The sequence below is a fragment of the Paenibacillus sp. RC84 genome (genome assembly GCF_041260495.1).
Taxonomy (GTDB): Bacteria; Bacillota; Bacilli; order Paenibacillales; family NBRC-103111; genus Paenibacillus_F.
Genome location: NZ_JBGBYL010000004.1, coordinates 404,296 through 425,383 on the forward strand (window position 1 = coordinate 404,296; position 21,088 = coordinate 425,383).

Sequence of the window (21,088 nt, forward strand, 5' to 3'; positions counted from 1 at the left end):
ATTTTTCATCAAAAGGCATAGGCCGCTTGGGGAGAAGTTTTGAAGCACGCAGAAAGCGGGGACAGCCGGCTATTTTCGGGGAATTGCCGAGTAAATGGGTACCTTCCAAGAACACAACCCTTTTAAACCTGCTATATATAGAATGTGTCGAGATCAAAAGTTAAAAGACACCCAGATAGTTTAGGAGAGGAGAATGGGCGATTAAACCTTCACTTGAAACTCAAGGTGGCCGTGCATCCGCGAGCTTTATCCGGGATACGGAAGGAAAAATTCACTTGGTCTGGCGCATCTTGCTTGGCTGGCTGTCATTCGTCGCCGCGTTGGGAGTGGCCGTCGCCGTTACCTTAACCGCGCAAAATTACGGATTCCCGGTTCTGGCCCAGCAAATTATCCTTGCGGTCGTGACTTCGGGTATTGCCGTGCCGCTCATTTATTTGTTGAGACGCTATGCCGACAACCGGCCTTGGAGCGGATTGGGACTGAGCCCGCTTCCGTCGGGATTCCCGTATTTGCTGCTGGGCGCAGGCTTTCTAAGCGCCATGATGGGCATAGCTCTGCTCGCGGGAACGCTGGCGGGCTGGATCCGGGTGGTAGATGTTCACTTGCCTGCGGAGACTCTGCTCCTCATTCTGATTAACATTCCGATCGCTTTTTTCTACGAAGCGTTTCCGGAAGAAGTAACGTTCCGTGGCTATCTATATAGCAACCTGAGCGCACGATTCACCAGATGGCTGGCACTGCTGCTTCAGATTATTCTCTTTGTGCTTGCCCCTGTCGCTCTAACAGCCGCCATGGTTGCAGCCGGAGTAGGCACCTGGGATCTGATTACGTTCGACTATGTCGTTAACTTGCTTGCCTTCGGTACCGCACTTCAATTGTGCCGGATCTTTACCGGAAATTTGTGGATGTGTATCGGATTTCATTTGGCTTGGCTGGAAATGGTCCGTTTTGTGATTGTTCCTTCGGACTATGCTCTTATTCAAGTGGAGTATTTGTCGCCTTACGGAAGCTATCTAGTGTCGCTCGGTTCTGTAACGATCGGTATTCTTGTGCTGCTGTACGGGACGTACCGGAACAGAAACCGGCAGAAGGAGATTCGAGAATAGGCTTACAGGCCGCTTTGATTTGTTGAGGGGGAAGCAAGCGGTACGGAAGGACTTTGGGAAAAACGGCACATACACCCCGCAAGGGGGAATGCGCCGTTTTTTTATCGGGAAAAAAATCCCCGCCCTTATTCGCGTCCGTAATGAAGCCCGTGCTCGTAAGCCTGCTGAAGCAAATCCTGAATATGGTCTGGATTGGAGCTTAAAGTATCATACAGAAATTCAACTTTGGAAGTTGGAATTCCGGCATATTCCGCCAAGCCGACATTGAGCTGATGGTTGATCATCCGGTCGTAGTTTCTTTTTGCCAATTGCTCGGGTGTCAGGGCCGCAAGGCTGAGCCACAATACTTTCCGATGAGGCAGTTTTTGGGGGCCATAGGCGAATCCGTGGTTCCATACACGTTCGATGTATCCTTTCAGCATGGCCGGCAAGCCGTACCACCAGAGCGGGAAAATGTAAGCCAAACCGTCGTGTCGTTTCATGCGTTCTATTTCGGCCATTACTTCAACGGAATACTGTTTGCCGCTGTCCGTCCAGTCTGGCTCATCCGTTTCATTCAGGACGGGGTTGAACCCGCTGCGGTAAAGATCCAGCACCTCCGTTTCATGGTCTGCATCCTGAAGGCCGCGTGCGAAGCGGTCGGTAACCGCCATGGTCAAGGAATCGGTTCTGGGGTGGGCAACAACCGTGAGCACTTTCATTTTTTTACCTCCTCAGTAGGAAATAGGCGTACGCCGAATTGTTCGAAACGGTTCCGGACATGCTGTTCGTTCAACAGCGCCAGGGGCGCTCCGTCGGAGCGTGAACAGCCGTTATAAGCGAAGGAACCGTCTGGTCGGCAAGACGGGAGAACCCGATATAAGCGAACTTATATTCCACTGCCGTTTGTCCGAGCCGATCAGCCGGGGCGAACAGAGCCGACACGATCAAATCGAAATCGGATAAGGAGGTTTTTTGAGAAGGCGCCGGTTTATCCAGGTCAAGCTGAACGGTGCAGGCTCCACCCGACTGACGGGCGAGAGAGCTTCATCCGATTACGGATGATTGCCTGCAAGAACCAGCTCAGCGTCCGCGCTCACCTCTCTGATTAACCGGGCAAGGATACCGCCACAAGCCATAACCTCCGGCTATCAAAATTTTCAAAGGTATGGAGTATTCCCTCCTTTTATCGGGTACAAGGTAATTATGCATCGTGGGGTGGGAAATGGGAAGTACGCACTTTTTTGTCTTATTGCTACCAAAAAGTATCTTAGGCACCGATCGGTGCGTTAAAATTCGCTTTGCAGCCGGGCTTTTTCCGGCCTTCCTCCTTATCGGAGCCGAGCTCACATTTTAGACAAATACTGGTTAATCGCACCGTAGTAGGTTAAAATGGGCGTAAGAACCGAATGATAGACATTCGGATAAATAAGGATGTGCAGCAACCGATGCCCGCGAAATCCAAAAATAAGCGCACTTACAATATTCCGGTGGAAGCGACCCTGGATGTTATCGGGGGAAAGTGGAAAACCGTTATTTTGTGCTATTTGACCGAAGGACCCAAAAGAACGAGCGAATTGAAAAAAGATATACCGGCCATTACCCAGAAGATGTTGACTCAGCAGCTCAAAGAGCTTGTGGAAGACGAAATTATCACCAGGACCGTATACAATCAGGTTCCGCCTAAAGTGGTTTACGAACTAAGCCCGCTTGGCTGGTCGTTAAAATCGATTCTGGATCAAATGTGCGACTGGGGAGACCAGTATATCAAAGAGTATATCAAGTAAGGCAAGCGGAACAAGAAAAAACGCAGTCATTCCATCCCATAAAACAAGCTGGCCCGGTCTTAACCGGTGCCAGCTTGTTTTGTCGTGAAAACGGACGCGAAGGGCCGTTTATTTCAAAAGATTGTAAACCGCCTGTGCGCTTTCCGCGCGGGTAAGGACGGCTTGCGGCGCGAATAGGTTTCCTTCGCGTCCGCTTAGCAGCCCGGCGGCGGCAGCTTTCGCGACATCGCCCTTGGCCCATTCACGGATGCTTCCGGCATCCGTGAAGGAGACAGAAGGCGATTCAGCGGACAGCTTCCCGTGCTTCGCTTCGTAAGCGCGGATCAACATCGCCGCCATCTGCTCGCGGGTGACCGTTCCGCCGGGCTCAAACAGCGAATCCGTCATGCCGGTTACGATTCCCGCATCGAATGCTGCGGCGACTTCTCCGGCAAACCAGTCTCCTGCTTTTACGTCGGAAAATGGGGTGACTGCTTTTGGGGGCAATCCCAGAGCGCGAACCAATAGGGCGGCGAATTCGGCCCGGGTCACCTGACGCTGGGGACTGAAGTGGTCCTCGGTAACACCGGTTACAATCAACTTGCGGCTCAGCTCGCTGATGGCGGGATACGCCCAATGACCGGCATTTACATCTTGGAACGATTTGGTTACCTCCAGCAGGCCGTAAGTACTGAAATGGCGGATACTCGCCATGATCGTTCCGCTGCCGGTCGGTTTCTGATCGGCGATATACTGCAGCGTTCCGTCTCCGGCTAAATGATAGAGCCCCGTACGGCTCAGGTCGCTTCCTTGCGCGGACTGAAACGAGATCTCAAGCGGAGTTGAGAAGCGGTCCATCACCGCTGCAGTTTTGCCCCCGGCCCGGACCTCCATCCGGAAGTCGTACATTCCCCGGGCACGGATCTCAGCGCCCAGCTTAATTTCAGCGGCCTGAACCAAAGCTTGCAGTTGACTTCCTTCGACGGGCTCCGCTTTGAAAACGAGCTTCGCACCTGTATCGGCGGTCAAATCCTGCCACTGCTGTATCACCGGGTTCGGTATCGATACGTTCACATTGGCAAACCGAAGAAGCAGGGGACGGCTATTGCCAATCGTCGTGCCGGTATCAGCCGGGAGATGAACTTCGCGGATGCCGTCTGGAACGGTTACGGTAATTTTGCCGTCCGTTTCCTTAAGATCTGCGGGTTCTATGACTAGAACCCCGTCTCCCGGTGTTGGCGGAGGCGTAGGCACGGCCGGATCTGTCGGTCCGGATCCGCCAACTGATCCGGTACCGCCGGAACCGGAACCGTCGGAGCCCGACGAAGATTGAGCGGTTGCCGCAAGGGTAGTGCCGTGGCTTTCCAAGCTGCTTCCGCGTTCGAGAGCCGTAACGACGTACGTGTAAGTCGTACCGGTCTTAACGGTGTTGTCAACGACAGTTTGAACCCCCGCCGGTCCAGCTTTTACCTGTTTCCAGATATGAGCAGGATCCGACGTGTCGGGCGCGCCGGCGCCAGCTGATCTGTAAATCACATAGGTGCCGGCCGTGCTGTTCGCCTCGGTTTGAATATTCAGCTTAATGGCGCTGCCTTCGGCAGCGGCCGTTACGGCCGGGGCGGCCGGAATCGACTTGGAGAGCCAGCTCATTTCCGGCATGAGGGTCGGATATTTATACAAATCGGTTTTTAACCGGTCCTGGAAACCGAGTTTATTATCGAGAACCTGCACGGCGGAGAAGAACATACTTCCTTTAACGTCCGCGAAGTTCCGGTTGAATAAGATTTGGTTCGGCAACTGGTCGGGATCCAGCCAGTTCGGATCGTTGTCCCCGATCTTATGAACGCCGTGGCCCGCATAGAGCAGGACATGTTTCCCCTCTACCTGCCGTTTCCACCAGTCTATAAGCTTATCGTAGGCGGCGGGACTGTAGTTGATGTTCCAGTAAAGCTGGGGCGTGATGTAGTCGATCCATTGTTCGTCCACCCATTTCTTGCTGTCCGCATAGATCGCCGAGTAGCTTTCCAATCCGTTCGTCTCGGAGCCTGCCGGGTCGTTCGCTTTGTTTTTCCAGATCCCGAACGGACTAATCCCGAATTGGACATAAGATTTAGATTTTTTAATCTCGGCGGAGAGCTGCCGGATCAGAGAGTCTACGTTACTGCGGCGCCAATCCGCAATGCTCATGCCCGATCCGTAGGCCGCATATTCCGCAGCATCGGGATAATCCACGCCGGTTACAGGATACGGGTAGAAATAGTCGTCAAAGTGTACCGCATCGATATCGTAGTTGTTTACCACTTCCATGATGCTGTCGATAATATACCGCTTGACTTCCGGTTTGCCCGGATTATAGCCGAGCTTGCCTCCGTAAGAGACGACCCAGTCGGGGTGTCTTACCGCGGGATTCGTATCCGCCAGCTTGCTTTTATCCGTATCGTTGCTGATGCGGTAAGGGTTGAACCAGGCATGAAGCTCCATATTCCGTTTATGAGCTTCCTGGATGGCGAAGGCAAGAGGATCGTATCCCGGGTCCTTGCCTTGAGTTCCCGTCAGCCAGGCTGACCAGGGATTTAAAGCGGAACGGTAGAAAGCGTCCGAAGTGGGACGAACCTGATAAATCACCGTATTGATTCCGGTGGCTTCGAGCTCGTCAAGCAAATTGATCAGCTGCCGTTTCTGCTGCTCGGCATCGTAGGTTCCTTTAACGGGCCAATCGATATTTTCGACGGTCGCAATCCAGGCGGCTCTCATTTCATGTTTCGGAGCGCCGGTTTCTTTGTTAACGACCAATGAATAAGTGTCCGTTTTGCCGTTTAGCGAGGCACTGATTGTCGTGACACCTATGGTTTTGGCCGTGAGTGTTCCGTTGGCGTCGATCTCGGCTACTGCTGGATTGCTGCTTTTATAAGTCACGCCGCTTGTCGCTGCCGCCGGTGGCTGGGGAACGTCAAGCAGAGTATAGGTGGCAAGCACTTTGGCCTGCCGCACGGCTCCGATATTCATCGATTTCATGTCGGTCAGCTGGATTTTAGCCAGAACCGGAACGGGTTCGATAACCGTTACGGGTATTACCGCCTGGCGGTCTGCGAAAGTAACGGTCACCGAAGCGGAACCGGGCGATTTTGCCACAATCTTCCCATCAACCGAAATTTCGGCTACAGCAGGGTTGGAACTTGCAAACCGGGCTTCTTTCGTGACTTCGAGAGAATCGGCTCTATTGGCGTAAGCCGCGAAAACTTTTGGAGTACCGGTCCGTCCAGCTTCCAGCTGATCCGGTGCGAATGCCTGAATGCTCAGCACCTGCGGTTCGTCATCGGTGACGTTCAATTCAAATGCGGCGGGCTGACTATCGGAATAGAGGGCGGCAATAACCGCTTTTCCGGCTTTGAGCGCGCTTACCCGGCCGATGCCGTCAACGACGGCCACATCCGGATTGCTGCTGTAAAAACTGACTCCGTTTTCAACCTTTTGAGGCGAAGTGCTGTTGGCTTTGGTCACATAGACCTCTGCGGTTTTGCTTTGACCTGTTTTCATCGGAGTCAGTCCGGTCAGGTCGAGTCCTGCAATTTCGGTGTTGGAATAAATCGCGCTCAACCGGTCGTAATAAAGAACGCCGGCGTTTTTGTTCGTATCTTTCGTTTCGACCAGATAAAGGTCCATAAACTTGAAAGGACCTGGCTGTGAGGAAGGAATCTCTGCGGTTACGTAGCGCCATCCTTTCCAGTTAAAGCCGGTGCTGCTGGTAAAATCAACGGTAAAAGAAACGCCGGCCTGATTTCTGAGTCTGGCGCGCAGCCAATGACTGCTTTCGTCCCCGTAAACCCAGACGCCGATTTTGTTAGGTGTGCCTTCGATCGGTCTGTCGAGAGCTCCCGTATCGGGATTGCGGAGACTGACGAATGCGGCGGACGTACCCGCGGTTCCTCTCATATCGTAAGCAAATTTAAGGGAGCGGCTGCCGTAAAGCACGGGTTCGGGCCTTTCCGCCAAGCTGATGGAACTCTTCGTTCCCGCCGCGCCCGCGGTTCCCGCGCTCAACAGCACTTTACCGTTGTTAACGGTTTCAAAATCTTCAATTACGGCTGTCGCTTTACTTCCGACCATTACGAGCGCTCGGGTGCTTAACCCTCCGTATGTAGCGGTGACGTAACCGGCCTTGAATCCGCCGCCGCCCGCCGCTGCCGTCAGCAAGCCGCTCGAATCAATCGTGCCGATGGCGCTGTCGGCGGACCAACTGACATCACCAGCCTGCAGGGGAGTTTCACTCCCGTTGGCATCGTAGGCAGACACGGCAAACTGCTGCAAGGAGGAAGGTGTAACGGTTACAGGATTGGGAGTCAGGGCGAGCGAATTATAGGTGCCGTAAGTGACGCTGGTTACTGAACTAATCGGGAGAGAAGTAGACGGGGGAGAGTAAGCGCTTGCAGAAATGGGAGGGAATAAGCCGATCAAGAGTGCGAAGGCCAGAAATAACGAGAGAGTGGGACGGTAGCTCCTAAATGTGCGGTCCAATCAAATATCACTCCTTCTCTGATTTTAAAAGGGTCAGCTTTTGGAAATGCTCAATCTGTACGAGCACTTAGAATGTAGGACGAGACCTCCTTTCTGTTTTGGCAATCAGCTCTATTATAGAAAAACATATTTGGAGAATCAATCCATTTCGCCAGAGCAATCAAAATAAAAAGGAAACGCCTTGCACCTGCGTGAGTCTTTCCGTGGATTGCACTTTGAAACGCGTCTCTTTATACTTATCCGCATAGTCAATCAAATGAAGATGGAATGAAGCTGTATAATAACTATCCGAAGGAGTGGTTGGAATGAATCAAGTCAAGCCGTCAGCGGTAACACCTTTCCTGACCTTTACAGGGCAGGCGGAGGAAGCTATGAATCTGTATACATCGGTATTCGAAAACTCCGAAATCATCCGGATTACGCGGTATGGTCCTGGTGAACACGGCGAGGAAGGAAGCGTCATGCATGCGTCGTTTTCCTTAAACGGACAAGCCTTCATGTGCGTAGACAGCAGTGTGAAACACGACTGGACGTTTACCCCCGCTATTTCGCTGCATTCGTTTTTTGAGACGGAGGAAGAAATTCAGCGGGTGTACGAAGAGTTGTCCCGGGGAGGACAGATATTAATGCCTTTGGCTTCTTATCCGTTCAGTAAAATGTTCGGCTGGATTAGCGACCGTTACGGAGTCACTTGGCAGCTGCAGTTGACCGAAAGCTAAGAAAGAAAAAAAGCCTTGGAAGAGCCGCAGATTACGGAGCTGCTTCATTAAATCGAAGTGGAAATCAGAGGAGCCCCGAGATACCAAATGGAATCCATGAACCGATGTTTATGTGAAATAGGAATCCATTATTCGGGGTTTACAGAAGTAGGTATGGAAAAAATCGGAGAGAGGATAGGAAGAGTGGACACGCGGCGTGTACACAAGGGATGTACGACGCTTTATACGCGGGAATGGATCACGGCCGTTCTTCAAAAAAAGAAAAGGAAGCAAATTTACACAGTAAGTTCTCCTGGCTATCCGGGAAATTGAAGTCTCCATTCGTTAGACTTCATCCAAGAGCCTTTGGGGAACTCCACTTCCGTTTCTCCCGCGAGAGAGAATCCGAGCTTCCTGCAAATGGCGTTCGAGGGGGAGTTGGACACACCGGGAAACGCATAAACGACCGCGCCGGGCACATCGTCTCGTAGGATGTCCAGCATAGCCGAAGTTGCAGTCATGGCAATACCGTGCCCCTGAAACTCCGGCAGTACGCCCCAACCCACTTCAAAAACGTCCTGGTCTCTCCAGTGCTGCGCCCAGTAGCCTACGTTGCCCACAGCTTCGTCTCCGAAAAGAATCGTAAACATGCGAACCTTGCCCGGTACGGCTTTCATGTATCTTTGATGCCTGGAAGCTAAAGCTTCTTCCGATTCAGGGCCTCCAAGATGGGCCCACATTTCTGCCGTATTCATCCGCTTGAGCAGAGTAAGGTCATTTTCGGACCAGGGACGGACAGAAATTTCAAAGCTCTCCGGTTGGCCGGAATGGGGTGTGTGCATCGTTAGCGTTCCCTCCGTTATTTACTAATATTTCTATATTAGAACAAATGTTCTTGTTTTTCAAGCGTTATTTATTTTCAAGCCGTATAATTAACGCTTGCCATATAGGGCAGCCGAGGGTTTATCCGCTCGCATCGAATCGATATGCAAACGACAAAAAAAGCGCCGCTCTCCGTAACCGGAGGCGGCGCCTGTTTGTCAATTCGCTTGGATTTCCACTTTATATTTGCTCGAAAGATAGGTTTCCGTTTTCGATGTCCATAGGACTTGGGGATACATTTTACCCGGTTCTGGAGAAGTCAGCTTATAATGGATTTTCGCTTGACCACTGTCGTTCATCTCGATTTTCGTAATCGAAAGCCCGTATCCGGGACTGGGCTGCTCTCTGCGGGTGAGTACGATTTTGTTGATATCCGCGTTTACCTTCTCGATCGTAAAGCTTACTTCCTCATTTGCTTGATTGTCCGTCTGTTCCTTGTGGCGGTCGGTAAAATCAATCGCTTTGGCGATCATGCCCGCCGCTTCGATCCGGGTAATGCGGTCCTGCGGATGGAACAAGCTTTTATCGTCGAGCGCCGCGACCTTCATAAGCAGCAGGTTCTGAATGCTGCCTTGATACGACGGGGTCATCTGATCTTCGTCCGCGAACTGAATATACATTTTGATCAACGGATAATCCCCGGTCGCCTGGATTCCCTTATACAGAAGTTGTGCGAACTGTTCCCGGGTCAGCTCGGCCGACGGGTCTGCCGCGAGTCCGACGGGAAGTCCGTTTTTTGCGGCGATTTCAAGCGATTCGGCATACCAGGGCGCGTTCGGGTTAGACAAAGCTCCGTCCGCTGCCTTTAACTGGAGTGCCTTGACGATCAAATGTACGCCCTGCACGGACGTCAGTTTGCCTTGAGGCGCAAATTCGTCCTCCGACACGCCCTGAATCACTCCTTTGCTCTGCAAAGACGCGATAACGGCGGCATCCGCTCCCTGAACGTCGGAGAACGCAGAAGCGGAAGAAGCAGCCAGCAGGGAACATCCTAGAGTCAGCGCTGCAATCATGTTCTTTTTAGTTTTCATCGTTTTAGTTCACCTCAACCTTCCTGACGGAAAAAATTTCTAGAAGGTTGCTTGTTTTCAAACCGTCGATACGAATCGTATACCGGTTAAACGTCTCCGGCGTTCATATACCGGATATCTTCAATCAGCACACTGTATTCGCCGGACGGTGTCTGGATCGTAAACGTCTGTTCCCGCGTCCCCAGCAGGAGATGGCTTCCGATAGGGGATAAGAAAGAAATCCGGTTGCTGGAAGGGTCCGTTTTGGAAGGGAAAACGATCGAATACGTATCCGACTGGTTATCATCCAAGTAGCGAATCTGTACCTTGCTGCCAATAAGCACCTTGGAATGCAGAAGCTCCTCGCTGAATTCGCTGATCAGATCGGTGAGAGCTTCGGAATACTCCAGAAGCCGCTCTTCGGTATAGGTTCGCGATTTCGTCGGGGAAGGGAAATAGAGCTCCAGAAACTGATGCAGTTCCTCGTCGAAATAGACGAGCTGGTTGATGAGCTGATGCCGGGAACCTGTCAGACTAAGGTTCATAGTAGATTCCTCCTTCCATCCCCAAATCCGCGCCGGTAATGCCGGTCAGCCTTTCTTTCCAGTTTGTCGTCATAGGGGTATGCCTCCTTATGTAAAAATAAGACTCCCGGTAGGAGCCCTTCCTTCTATACTATCAGAATTTTCCGTAAAAGCTATCGGTGATCGGATTTCCTTGGAGGAATATGGTAGGATAAACATAACTGCTTCCATAAAGGTGATCGTATGCTTTATTATTTTCTGGCTCTCTCGCTGGCATCGCTAATTGTTCTGATTCCGCACCTTCATAAAGAGACGAACCGGTGGGCGGCGTTTTTTCTTTTCAGCGCTTCCATAGGCGGCTTGACCGGCTTGCTCAAGCAGCAAGGCTTTACGGAACTCGCTCACGCATCGGAATTTATCAATCATACCCTGACGCCTTACGGGGTGCTTGTCTTTAGTCTCGTGTACTCGGGCGTATTGGAAAACAGACCTCGGGCCCGGCGGGCGGCCAAAGGACTGCTGCTTCTGCCCGTTCCGGTCATGCTGATCTACACGGTCTCGCGGGATGCGTTTGCCATCCATTACGGCCCGCTGCTTTTATGGACGGCTCCTTATTATCTGGGCGCCTGTTCGCTGCTCGTCCTTTCTCTCCGGAGAGAAGGGAATCCCGTCCGCAAAAGAAACCGGCTCATCACGACGCTGATCATCGTTCCCACACTGCTTGGCGTACTGCTGTTTATTAACGTGGCGCGGGTGTTCTCGCCGGAATTCGACTTTTTCAGCTATGTTTCCGTCTTTATGATGTATTCGTTCGCGGTGGCGCTGCTCTGCGTTTTTGTATACGGCGTATTGGGCATCCGACTCCGTTTTGAAAGGGATTCGCTCGATACGACCATGCAGGCGGTCACATCCGGTACGACGCTGCTCAACCATTCGATCAAAAACGAGCTGGGTAAAATAGCGCTCAGCACGGTGAATTTGCAGGAAGGCCTGGACGAGAAGGACGAAGAAACGAAGGAACATCTGCGGATTATCGCAGCCGCCTCCGAACACATGCTCGATATGGTAGGCCGCATTCATAACCGGACGAAGGAGATTGCGCTTAAGGAACGGCCGGTCCCCTTCGACGATCTGGTTATGGAAGTTGTCCGCCGGCACGGACAGTTATTTGCGCGGCAGGGGATTACGGTCAGAACCGTCTTGGACTGGCGTCCGGTTGTCCGGTTCGATCCCGTGCATCTGACGGAGGTCATCGGCAATTTGCTCGGCAATGCGGCCGAAGCGATGCCGGACGGCGGGACGCTTACCGTGACGCTGGCATCGGCCCGTTATGGCGCGGTGCTGAGCGTGGCCGATACGGGCGGCGGAATTCCTTCCGACCGGCTGTCGCGCGTATTTGAGCCGTTTTATACGACTAAGAAAAAAGCGGTCAATTACGGACTCGGTTTGTCGTACGTGTATAACGTGATGCAGAAATCCGGAGGCTCGGTGGAGATTTCTAGCAAACCGGGAGCCGGAACGTGCGTGCGTCTTTATTTTCCGCGCAACAAAATTGTTCAACTAAACGGAGAGAAGCCCGATGGAACTCATTAAAGTCTTGCTGGTGGAGGATGATCCGGATTGGATCAAAGCGATGACTTCCTATTTAAATAAGGAAGACGATCTTCTCGTCGTCGGAGCGGCCGTTCATCCCGATGAGGCGGTCAGTATGGCGGCGAAACTTGATTTTGACGTGGTTCTGATGGACATTCAGCTGACCGACCGCGGACTTGACGGCATCTATACGGCCGTGGAAATACTGGAACTTCGCCCGGTCAAAATCATTATGCTGACTTCCATGTCGGACGAACATGTGATGACGGAAGCTTTTACCGCGGGGGCCGTCAATTATATTGAAAAAACGAGGTTCCGTGAAGTGCCGCACGCCATACGCAGCGCCTATCGCCATCCCGCCGCCATGGACGCTCTTCTGAGGGAATTTTCCCGGTTGAAAAGGGAGGAGCAGTTGAAGAAGCTGACGGCCGCAGAACGGGAAGTATACGAGCTGATCGAAGAAGGCTACACGCAGTCCCAGATCGAGAAAAAGCTCGTGAAGGCGGAGAGCACTCTGAAAAACCAGGTGAACAAAATGCTTAAAAAGTTGGGAGTCAAAAGCAGCAAAGAAGCCGTGGAAAAAGTGCGGCGACGGGGGATTTCGCGAGATAAACAGCCGGATTGAGCTCATCAACAGACGGGACGGCAGGTAAGAGGTTCTATGATTTGTAGAACCTCTTTTTGCTGCGTTCTAAATAAGTTAGAACTGAGCAAAAGCGCCATTCTGCCCTATACTGGCGTTAAGACGGCGAAGATAGAAAACAGCTGCCGGGGAGCGGAATTATGGGGAGACGACAAAAGGCCTGTCAGAAGGATTCCGTCATCCTCTTGATCGACGGATCCTGCATCTTGTGTCACGGGATCACCCGGTTCGTAATCCGCAGGGACCCCTCGCGGCGGTTTCGGTTCGCCGCCATCCAGTCGGAGCTAGGCAGACGCCTTCTGAAGACGCAGGGGCTGGCGGCCGGCGACCCGGATACGTTCGTGCTGATCCAGAACGGCCGGGCTTACACGAAGTCCGCGGCGGCTCTGCGCGTGTTCCGCTGCATGCCGGGGTTCTGGCCGGTTCTGAGCCTGGCCGCAATCGTACCCGTTTCGGTAAGAGACCGGGTTTACGCTTGGATTGCCCGGGGCCGTTACAGGTGGTTCGGACGGAGGGAGAACTGCCTTCTCCCCGATTCGGACATCCGGAAGAGATTTATCGACGAAGAGCGGGAAACGGACGGGACTGGAATCTGAAGAGCGTCCGGATGCGGAGGAGGAGTAAAGAATGGCGGCAAAACCGATCTATGTGGAGCTCGACATTCAGACGGACATGGAAACGCTGTGGAAAGCGACTCAGACTCCGGAACTGCATCAGCAGTGGGATCTGCGTTTTACGGAGATCGCCTACCTGCCCCGAAGCGGGGATAGAGAGCCCCAGCGGTTTCATTACCGGACAAGAATCGGCTTTGGAATGAATATCGCGGGAACGGGTGAAACGAAAACCAAAATGAACCTGCTGACCGGGGAACGCATATCGGGCTTGAAGTTTGGCTCCCCCCAGCGGATCTCGCTGATCCGCAGCGGGAGCGGATACTGGAAGTATTCGCCCAAAGGCGGCGGTGTGACGTTTGCGACGCGCTATACGTACGATACACGCTTCGGAGCGGCGGGGCGCTGGCTCGACCGGTTCTTGTTCCGCCCGCTTTTCGGCTATGCGACCGCTTGGAGCTTTGACATGCTCCGCATCTGGCTGGAAAAAGGCATTCCGCCTTCGGTCAGCATCCAGCGCGCCCTGATGCACTATGTCAGTGCGGGACTACTCGCACTGCTGTGGGTGTACCAGGGGCTGGTGCCGAAGCTGCTCTTCCCCGGGGGAGGCGAGCTGGCCATCCTGCAGGCGGCCGGGTGGTTCCCCGGAGGCGAAAAGCCTGTACTCGCCCTGCTGGGCGCGGGCGAGATCGGCATCGGCCTGCTTGCGGCGGCGGCACATAGACAGGCGGGCGTGTACATCCTGCAGGCGGCGCTGCTGCTGGTGCTGCCTGCAATCGCCCTCGCCCGGAGCCCTCAGCTGCTGCAGGCGCCGTTTAATCCGCTGACCCTCAGCGGAGCGATGGCCGGCTTGTGCCTGCTGGCGTTCTGGTCGAGGCGGGAACTGCCGCAAGCCGGAAGATGCTTGCGCAAGCCGCGCGCCAATCACAAGGAAGGGGAACTAAAATGGCATCCATATACGAGCAGGCGCTAGGAGAGGAATTCGGCAGGCTGCATCCCCGCATCCGGGAGCGGTTCGGCTTCAGCAGCGGGGACGGCGTTGCTTCCGTTGGCGAAGGCGTGATGCACCGCATCTGGGCCAGCAAGTGGACGGCCCTCCCGCTGCTGATCGGCACTTCACGGCACATCATGTTTCCGGAGAGCGGCACCGAAATTCCTTTCACTATCGAAAATTTCGCCTACCGGGACGGCTACGGCCGGGAGACGGTAACCTGGAACCGGCACTTCGCGTTCAGGTCCAGGGTCCGGCATTTCGACGCCACGATGATTTACAGCAGCCGGCGCCGGCGAATAGTCGATTACTTGGGGAACAAGCAGCATCTCGCTGTAGATCTTGAACTTGCGGCGGCTCCCAACGGCGGTATCCGCATCCGGTCGGGAGATCAGCGGTTTTATGAAGGCTGGCTCCAGTTTCCTTTTCCCGCAGGTTTGACGGGGACAGCCGAAGTATGCGAGTGGTTCGATGACGCCGAAGACGCTTATAAAATTTCCGTAAATGTGAGTAATCCCGTCTTCGGTCCGGTCTTTGGCTATCAAGGAACGTTCCGGGCGCAGCTGGTGCCTTGCAGAATGACCGATATTCCCGATCATGTAAAACCTCTGCGGGAAGAGCTTCGGGAGTGAGGGCATTTACATTAAATTTACCCCCGCTAATACGGGGCTTTTTTTATTTCGGCCTGAATTGGCGGGATTTGTGCTTCACATTCCATGTAAGCGTCAAAATAGTCCATTATTTAATGGCAAAAAATAAATTGATAGCGTTTTAAAAATCAAGTACAATTAAGGCATCTTTTACCATTACATGGAAAGGAGGGTATCTATATCCAGTTTGGATCTATTGGAAGGAGATTTTCGCCAAATCACAGCTCTGACATGTTCATGCAGAGCCATACCAAAAGGAGATGATCATTTTGATGAATTGGTTAAGAACCAATGCTTACGCTTCGGGTTTGCTGTTGTTGCTTCGTCTGTATGTTGGGTGGAAGTGGGCAAGTGCGGGATGGGGCAAGCTTACGGGAGGTTTCGATGCAAGCGGTTTTATGAAGGGCGCCATCGCGAAGCCGGTGATGGACAAGGCGACTAATGAGCTTGTGTATCCGACCTACCAGGCTTTTCTGGAAAATGTGGCGCTGCCGGGCGTTAAAGCGTTTAACATCTTGGTTCCCTGGGGTGAATTGCTGGTCGGTCTCGGTCTGATACTCGGCGGTCTGACGGCCGTAGCGGCCACGTTCGGATTGCTGATGAACTTTATGTATATGTTTGCGGGAACGGTGAGCTCGAATCCGTGGATGATCCTGCTCGGGTTTTTCGTGGCTGCCGCAGGGGCAAACGCAGGAAGATTAGGCCTTGATTATTACCTGCTTCCGTATTTAGCTTCTAAGGCGGGCCGGAAGAGAAAAGCGGTTGTTTTCGACAAGGATAACAAGCCGGCTTTTGAACACGGTTGAATCTCTACGCTTTACGCAAGTTTACAAACGGGTCTATTAGCCTTGCCTTAGCGGCAGGGCTTTTTTTTCTGTTCGGGATCGGGTTGGCCCACCTTAGAATGTGCGTCCCGTAACAAGAATAGGACTTATTTAATACTTATTCCTATATTGTATCATATATTCTTGGAATTACCAGTTGTATCCAATTTAATCGCTGCCTAGCTAGATGTTTTCTTTTATTGAAAGATATTTGGCGGTTTTTGTCGGATATAAGGAGACTTTGTGGATGCTTGCGAATCAATTGACAGGCTGTAAACGTGTGGGGTACAATTTCTAAACAATAAAAGGCATTCATGACCATTAATGGAAGTATAGGTATGCAGATTATACAAAAGAAAGGCGGCTGTCCCGGTTATGAGTTTGGAAAAGGAGCGGGAGCATATGGAGAAAGGCGAGACGAGCCATACGGAACCGAAAGAAAAGCCTGTTCACGTTAGAAGCACCGGCATCCATCTGTCGGACAATCCTCCTACCCCGTTTGGTCAAACGGAAGCGGAGACAGTCGGCGAGGCGGAGGATTTTATCAAAGTCACGCCCGTCCGTCATACGATAGCCATGCGCACGCTGCAAAGCGTCCGGGAAATTCCCCACGCCTTGACTTCGATTGAGACGGATGTAACGGATCTGGTAAAGCTCCGGACGAAGCTTAAAGATGACTTTATGCGCCGGGAAGGCGTTAATTTAACTTATCTGGCTTTTTTTATTCAAGCGGTCGTATCGGCCATCAAGGATTATCCGGTGATGAACTCCGTGTGGGCCGTCGATAAAATCATCATGAAGCGAAATGTCCACATTTCCCTGCTTATCGGGACGGAAGATTCCGTCCTTGCCCCCGTTATCAAATTCGCGGACCAGAAAAGCGTCTCGGGGATCGCACTGGAAATCGCAAGCCTTACGCAGAAAGCACGGACGGGCCGCCTCACTCTGGACGATATGCAGGACGGAACGTTCACGATCAACAACACGGGCGCATTCGGCTCCATTCTTTCCTCTCCGACTATCAATTACCCCCAGGCAGCTATTCTGACGATCGAATCGATTGTAAAAAGACCCCGGGTCGTCGACGAGATGATTGCCGTCCGATCCATGGCAAATCTCTGTCTCTCCAGTGATAACCGGATCCTCGAAGGCCGTGTGACCGGCCAATTCCTGCAGAGAGTCAAGGAAAATCTGGAGGCTTTCCATCCGGAGAACCAAATCTATTGAAGCTCCGGCTTCCTATCCGTATGCTCACTACACTCCGGGTCAAGCCGTTCACGATACTCCACAAGACAAGGAGTTGATCCGCTATGTCCTAAGACGGATGCAGAACAAGAGGATGGAACGGTTTAAAAATAAGAATCAAAAACGGAGAATGTGTGATGAGAGAGAAAAACAAGCCAATTCATGTCTTCATTGTGGATAACAGTTCCGGGAAAAATCCCGCGATTGCGGACTATCTCAGCCAGTCCGATCAGTTTCAGATTGCCGGAATCGACACGGGAATGAAATCGGCGTCTTTTACTCACTTGGGCGTGCTGCCCGAACCGTTCGTTGTCGTTATGCTTATGAGTGACTCCCCGCATTGTGATATTTTATGGATCAAGAAAATGAAAAAAACCTACGCGGATCTGCGGATCATCGTACTGTCCGAATACAATTACGTCCTGTTTTTCCATACGCTTATGGAAGCGGGAGTCAACAATATCTTAAATATGGATACGAAACCGGAACAGGTGGCTCAAGTGATCGAGTGCACGCTGGACGGGCATTTCTTCCTGCCGTATTCATTCTATCATCTGTTAAATCATATCTCGTCGGTATTCACGGAAGTGGAAATCCAGACGCTGGAGCTGATTGCTCTCGAGTATACCAACGCCCAGATGGCAAAGGAACTGAACGTGACCATACGGACAGTAGAGAGCCGGCTGACCAAAATCTACGACAAGCTGGAAGTGTCTTCGCGTAGAGGCGCCGTAAAGAAAATTATGCAAATGAAGTGAGCAAAAAGGTTCCCCGCCGGGCTCTATCCGGTGCAGGGAGCCTTTTTTGATGGGAACAAAACCACATTTTTTATGTGGGTGACCACATTTTAATTTCGGTAGGGGTAGTGATAATTTAAGGACAGCAATCCCTCTGAACACCCCGACTAAATGCGCAAAGGATGTGACGGGACAACGGCAAAAAGCCATGCGAGAACTCATCGCTTCGTTCAGCTGATGAATAGGCACACGAACTTGACGCTAAGTGGAGGTCTGTATGTATCGCTCTGACGAACCTAAATTTTTGCATGATTATTTCTTGAAATTTGCCGAGAAAACCCCGGAATCCTTAGCTATTGTGCACCATTCCGAGAAGTGGACGTACGCCCGTCTGGCCGATAAATCCCGTGATTATGCGGAACGGCTGAAAATTGCCGGTCTGCGTACCGGAGACCGGGTCGTGCTCGAACTCGATCCGTCTGCGGAAGCGATTGCCGTTATGATTGCATGCTCGATCCGGGGATTCGTGTTCATTCCCTTGAATCCCGACACTCCCCAGGAGCGGCTCGAATCTATCCTCACGCGCACGGGAGCCAGACTGCATATTCAAAAAGGGCGTTCCCGGAAGCTTTCGCCGCAAGCGGAAGCAGGGCAGGCCTACCTCGATGAAGGCCATTTGCTTGTGCCGGAAGTAAGCCAAGCTGCGGACGATCTTTCAACCGATTCCAAACTGCTGGATACAAATCTCGTTTATCTCATTTTTACCTCGGGCACGACGGGTCAGCCCAAAGGCATCATGATGACGCACCGGGCGGTGGTGTCTTATTTCGACGGGATGAACGCCCAGTGCGCCCTGCCGCAGAACACGCGGGTCGGTTCGGTATCGTCCCTGCAGTTCGATTTCAGCCTCGTGGATATGGGGCTGGCATTCGGCACCGGAGGAACCCTCGTCATCGTGCCCCGTTCGCTTATTTTCCAGCCCAGACGGTTTCTGGAGCATCTGCATCAGCAGCGGGTGGACTTGATGAGCGGCGTTCCTTCCATCTGGAAAAATGTCCTCGCTCATGAGCGCCAGCCTGTCGAAGATATTCATCTCCATTCGATCCTCTACGGGGGCGAGTACTGCTCGGCGCGAGATCTTCGCAAACTGCAGTCTCTGCTCGGCTTGAAGCGGATTATTAACTGTTTCGGGCAATCGGAATCCATTGCGTGTTCGTTTAAGGATTTACCCCTTCCGCTCCCTGACACGGAATCGATCTCCGTTGGTTCGGGGATGCACAACACCGAAATGCTGCTCGTCGATGAAGCGGGCACTATCATTCGCGAGCCGGGAATCACCGGTGAAATTTATCTGCGGGGAGCTTGTCTGTTCTCAGGCTACTGGCTGGAGGAAGAATTGACGAGCAGCCGGCTGGTCCCTCATCCGGAAACGCCCTGCACGGGAGAGAAAGTGTTCAAAACCGGCGACCTGGCGTACATGGACGAGAACGGCGAATTTTATTATGTCAGCCGGACCGATAACCAAGTCAAAATCATGGGCTACCGGGTCGAATTGGAGGAGGTGGAGAGAAGACTTCTTTCACATCCGAAGGTCGACGGCGTATGCCTGATTGTACACGAGGGGAACAAAACGGAGCTTCACGCTTTTATGGTCCTGACCGATCAGGAAAACACTCAAACCGTACAGCAGCAATTGCGGGCTTACTGCGCGGAAATGCTGCCGTCTTACATGATTCCTTCGCGTTTCAGCTTCCTCAAAGAATTCCCTCTCAACACAAACGGCAAAGTCGACCGGAAGGCGCTTAAAGCAATGCAGATTCCAACCCTAACCCGTTAAGGAGATGATGGATTGTGACTAAAGAAGACGTGTATGCAAAATTTGTGGAGCACATTCAAAAAACGAATCAGGTGGAAGACCTTCAGATCGACGAGAACGATAATCTGCTGGAGCACGGTTATATCGACTCCTTGTCGATGGTGGATATGATTGTGTTTCTGGAGGAACAGGTCGGACGCGAAATCGTGATCGAAGATTATGATATCCGCAAGTTTTATACGCTGAAATCGATTTACGAAACCTTCTTCCAAGATCATCTGGTTTCCTCCAATTGAGGATGGTGATCTTATGAGAAGCGAAGCGACTCCTCTCGTCATTGATTATATGTCCACCGAGTTCCGGCAGGATCCTTGGCCGTTGTATACCGCTTTAAGACAGGAGGAGCCGATTCACTGGTCGGAAAAACAGCAGTGCTACTTCCTCAGCAAGTTTAAACATATCAAGCAGATCCTGCTCGATACGGAAAACTTTACGGTCGAGCATCCGTTCCGGACGACCCGCCATCTGTTCGGCTCCACGATCATTGATATGGACGGCAAGAAGCACAGCGAAAGACGCCCGATCATGAGCAACCAGTTCAAGCCCAGCGCGATGCAAAAAGGGATGGAAGACGCCGTCAGGCAGGTCATTAAGCGGATTGTGGACGGAATTCCTTCCGGCCGTGAGGTCGATTTTATCCAAGAAGTCGCGATTCCCATTCCGATGACCATCATCATGGAAGCAATCGGTCTGCCGGCGGAGGATGCCATGTGGGTCTATCACAAGATGCGGCCGATTATTCTCCATCTGGATAATCCCAAAAGCCATTTTCAGGCCGCCCTGGAAGCGAGCGATGAACTGTACGCTTACATCGAGAACTTCGTGCGTGGCGGAACTTCCCGGGGCATGATCGCCCATTTCCGGGCGGCTGTGGAGAAGGGGCAGTGGACTCAGGAAGATATGAACCGCCACATTCTGCTTCTGCTGTCCGCCGGTTCCGAGACGACGGCCTGCTCTATTGCCAATATCATGGCCATTCTGCTGGACAAACCGGAAGAGCTGGCGCGCGTGATGGAGGATGGCGAGTATCTGAAGTCTGCTGTTCAGGAAAGCCTGCGCTGGCAGCCTCCTCTTCATACGACGACCCGGATATGCAAAAAAGATTATGAGCTGGACGGGGTTGTCATCCCGAAAGGGAAGTTTGTTATCCTTCTTCTGGCCAGCGCCAACCGGGATGAGGAGATGTACGATAATCCGGCCCAGTGGATTCCTTCCCGCAAAGAAAAAGCGAATTTATCGTTCTCGATGGGCTCCCACAATTGCCTCGGGTTTAACCTGGCAAAGCTGGAGCTTGAGGAAACGTTCCTGCAGTTGTTCAACCGGTTCAGCGGAGTAAAGCTTGCCCAAAACGAGCGTCCTGTCATTCAAGGACAAACTTTCCGTATACCGCAGAAGCTTCTGCTTACCTTTTCGTAAAGCAGGATGCGATAGAGAAGAA

At 52.4% G+C, this 21,088-nt stretch carries 20 protein-coding genes; 15 read left to right on the forward strand and 5 right to left on the reverse strand.

Translation table 11 applies throughout. From position 1 onward, the window contains the following. The first annotated feature begins 275 nt into the window (after positions 1-275). Positions 276-1,106: a CPBP family intramembrane glutamic endopeptidase gene (locus tag ABH899_RS12055; protein WP_369996370.1), complete on the forward strand. Its 831-nt coding sequence runs from the start codon at positions 276-278 to the stop codon at positions 1,104-1,106. Between the two features lie 125 nt (positions 1,107-1,231). Here ABH899_RS12055 and ABH899_RS12060 read toward each other — a convergent pair whose 3' ends face one another. Continuing rightward, positions 1,232-1,807: an NAD(P)H oxidoreductase gene (locus tag ABH899_RS12060; RefSeq protein ID WP_369996371.1), complete on the reverse strand. Its 576-nt coding sequence runs from the start codon at positions 1,805-1,807 to the stop codon at positions 1,232-1,234. A 100-nt stretch (positions 1,808-1,907) separates the two neighbouring features. Here ABH899_RS12060 and ABH899_RS12065 point away from each other — a divergent pair, with 100 nt between their 5' ends. Both ABH899_RS12065 and ABH899_RS12070 read left to right on the forward strand, forming a co-directional pair. Further along, a complete protein-coding gene (locus ABH899_RS12065) occupies positions 1,908-2,051 on the forward strand; it encodes a hypothetical protein (protein WP_218230321.1) in 144 nt (47 codons plus the stop codon). A gap of 482 nt (positions 2,052-2,533) precedes the next feature. Beyond that, positions 2,534-2,872, forward strand: a complete 339-nt coding sequence (locus ABH899_RS12070; protein WP_218230322.1) for a winged helix-turn-helix transcriptional regulator — start codon at positions 2,534-2,536, stop codon at positions 2,870-2,872. 108 nt (positions 2,873-2,980) lie between these two features. On the opposite strand, the gene ABH899_RS12075 is transcribed toward ABH899_RS12070, so the two are convergent. Beyond that, positions 2,981-7,366, reverse strand: a complete 4,386-nt coding sequence (locus ABH899_RS12075) for a family 10 glycosylhydrolase (protein WP_369996373.1) — start codon at positions 7,364-7,366, stop codon at positions 2,981-2,983. 305 nt (positions 7,367-7,671) lie between these two features. On the opposite strand from ABH899_RS12075, the gene ABH899_RS12080 reads away from it, so the two are divergent. Then, entirely contained in the window at positions 7,672-8,085 is a 414-nt protein-coding gene (locus ABH899_RS12080) for a VOC family protein (protein WP_369996375.1), read from the forward strand. A 296-nt stretch (positions 8,086-8,381) separates the two neighbouring features. Here ABH899_RS12080 and ABH899_RS12085 read toward each other — a convergent pair whose 3' ends face one another. From ABH899_RS12085 to ABH899_RS12095, 3 genes are all read right to left on the reverse strand, one after another. Beyond that, positions 8,382-8,906 (reverse strand): GNAT family N-acetyltransferase, encoded by a 525-nt coding sequence (locus tag ABH899_RS12085; protein ID WP_369996376.1) that lies wholly within the window; start codon positions 8,904-8,906, stop codon positions 8,382-8,384. A 198-nt stretch (positions 8,907-9,104) separates the two neighbouring features. Further along, positions 9,105-9,977, reverse strand: a complete 873-nt coding sequence (locus tag ABH899_RS12090) for an S-layer homology domain-containing protein (protein WP_369996377.1) — start codon at positions 9,975-9,977, stop codon at positions 9,105-9,107. An 86-nt stretch (positions 9,978-10,063) separates the two neighbouring features. Further along, positions 10,064-10,501: a GreA/GreB family elongation factor gene (locus ABH899_RS12095; RefSeq protein ID WP_369996379.1), complete on the reverse strand. Its 438-nt coding sequence runs from the start codon at positions 10,499-10,501 to the stop codon at positions 10,064-10,066. A gap of 222 nt (positions 10,502-10,723) precedes the next feature. On the opposite strand from ABH899_RS12095, the gene ABH899_RS12100 reads away from it, so the two are divergent. From ABH899_RS12100 to ABH899_RS12150, 11 genes are all read left to right on the forward strand, one after another. Then, positions 10,724-12,073, forward strand: coding sequence for a sensor histidine kinase (locus tag ABH899_RS12100; RefSeq protein ID WP_369996380.1), 1,350 nt, complete (start codon positions 10,724-10,726; stop codon positions 12,071-12,073). Continuing rightward, positions 12,060-12,698 carry a response regulator gene (locus tag ABH899_RS12105; protein WP_369996381.1) on the forward strand — a complete coding sequence of 213 codons (639 nt, stop codon included), beginning with the start codon at positions 12,060-12,062 and terminating at the stop codon, positions 12,696-12,698. The genes ABH899_RS12100 and ABH899_RS12105 overlap by 14 nt, the downstream gene beginning before the upstream one ends. A 158-nt stretch (positions 12,699-12,856) precedes the next feature. After that, positions 12,857-13,312, forward strand: coding sequence for a thiol-disulfide oxidoreductase DCC family protein (locus tag ABH899_RS12110; protein WP_369996382.1), 456 nt, complete (start codon positions 12,857-12,859; stop codon positions 13,310-13,312). A gap of 31 nt (positions 13,313-13,343) precedes the next feature. After that, positions 13,344-14,300 carry a DoxX-like family protein gene (locus ABH899_RS12115; protein ID WP_369996384.1) on the forward strand — a complete coding sequence of 319 codons (957 nt, stop codon included), beginning with the start codon at positions 13,344-13,346 and terminating at the stop codon, positions 14,298-14,300. Next, a complete protein-coding gene (locus tag ABH899_RS12120) occupies positions 14,273-14,950 on the forward strand; it encodes a DUF4166 domain-containing protein (protein WP_369996385.1) in 678 nt (225 codons plus the stop codon). Before ABH899_RS12115 ends, ABH899_RS12120 begins: the two co-directional genes overlap by 28 nt. A 290-nt stretch (positions 14,951-15,240) precedes the next feature. After that, complete coding sequence (locus ABH899_RS12125) at positions 15,241-15,774, forward strand: DoxX family membrane protein (RefSeq protein WP_369996386.1); 534 nt, start codon at positions 15,241-15,243, stop codon at positions 15,772-15,774. Positions 15,775-16,167: 393 nt separating this feature from the next. Then, positions 16,168-17,019 (forward strand): 2-oxo acid dehydrogenase subunit E2, encoded by an 852-nt coding sequence (locus ABH899_RS12130; protein WP_369996388.1) that lies wholly within the window; start codon positions 16,168-16,170, stop codon positions 17,017-17,019. Between the two features lie 155 nt (positions 17,020-17,174). Beyond that, the gene (locus ABH899_RS12135; RefSeq protein WP_009673854.1) at positions 17,175-17,795 is read left to right on the forward strand and encodes a response regulator transcription factor; all 621 of its coding nucleotides are present in this window, start codon (positions 17,175-17,177) and stop codon (positions 17,793-17,795) included. 256 nt (positions 17,796-18,051) lie between these two features. After that, entirely contained in the window at positions 18,052-19,611 is a 1,560-nt protein-coding gene (locus tag ABH899_RS12140) for an amino acid adenylation domain-containing protein (protein WP_369996389.1), read from the forward strand. Positions 19,612-19,625: 14 nt separating this feature from the next. Further along, positions 19,626-19,886 (forward strand): acyl carrier protein, encoded by a 261-nt coding sequence (locus ABH899_RS12145; protein WP_009673659.1) that lies wholly within the window; start codon positions 19,626-19,628, stop codon positions 19,884-19,886. Positions 19,887-19,899: 13 nt separating this feature from the next. Continuing rightward, a complete protein-coding gene (locus tag ABH899_RS12150) occupies positions 19,900-21,066 on the forward strand; it encodes a cytochrome P450 (RefSeq protein WP_369996390.1) in 1,167 nt (388 codons plus the stop codon). The last annotated feature ends 22 nt before the right edge of the window (positions 21,067-21,088 follow it).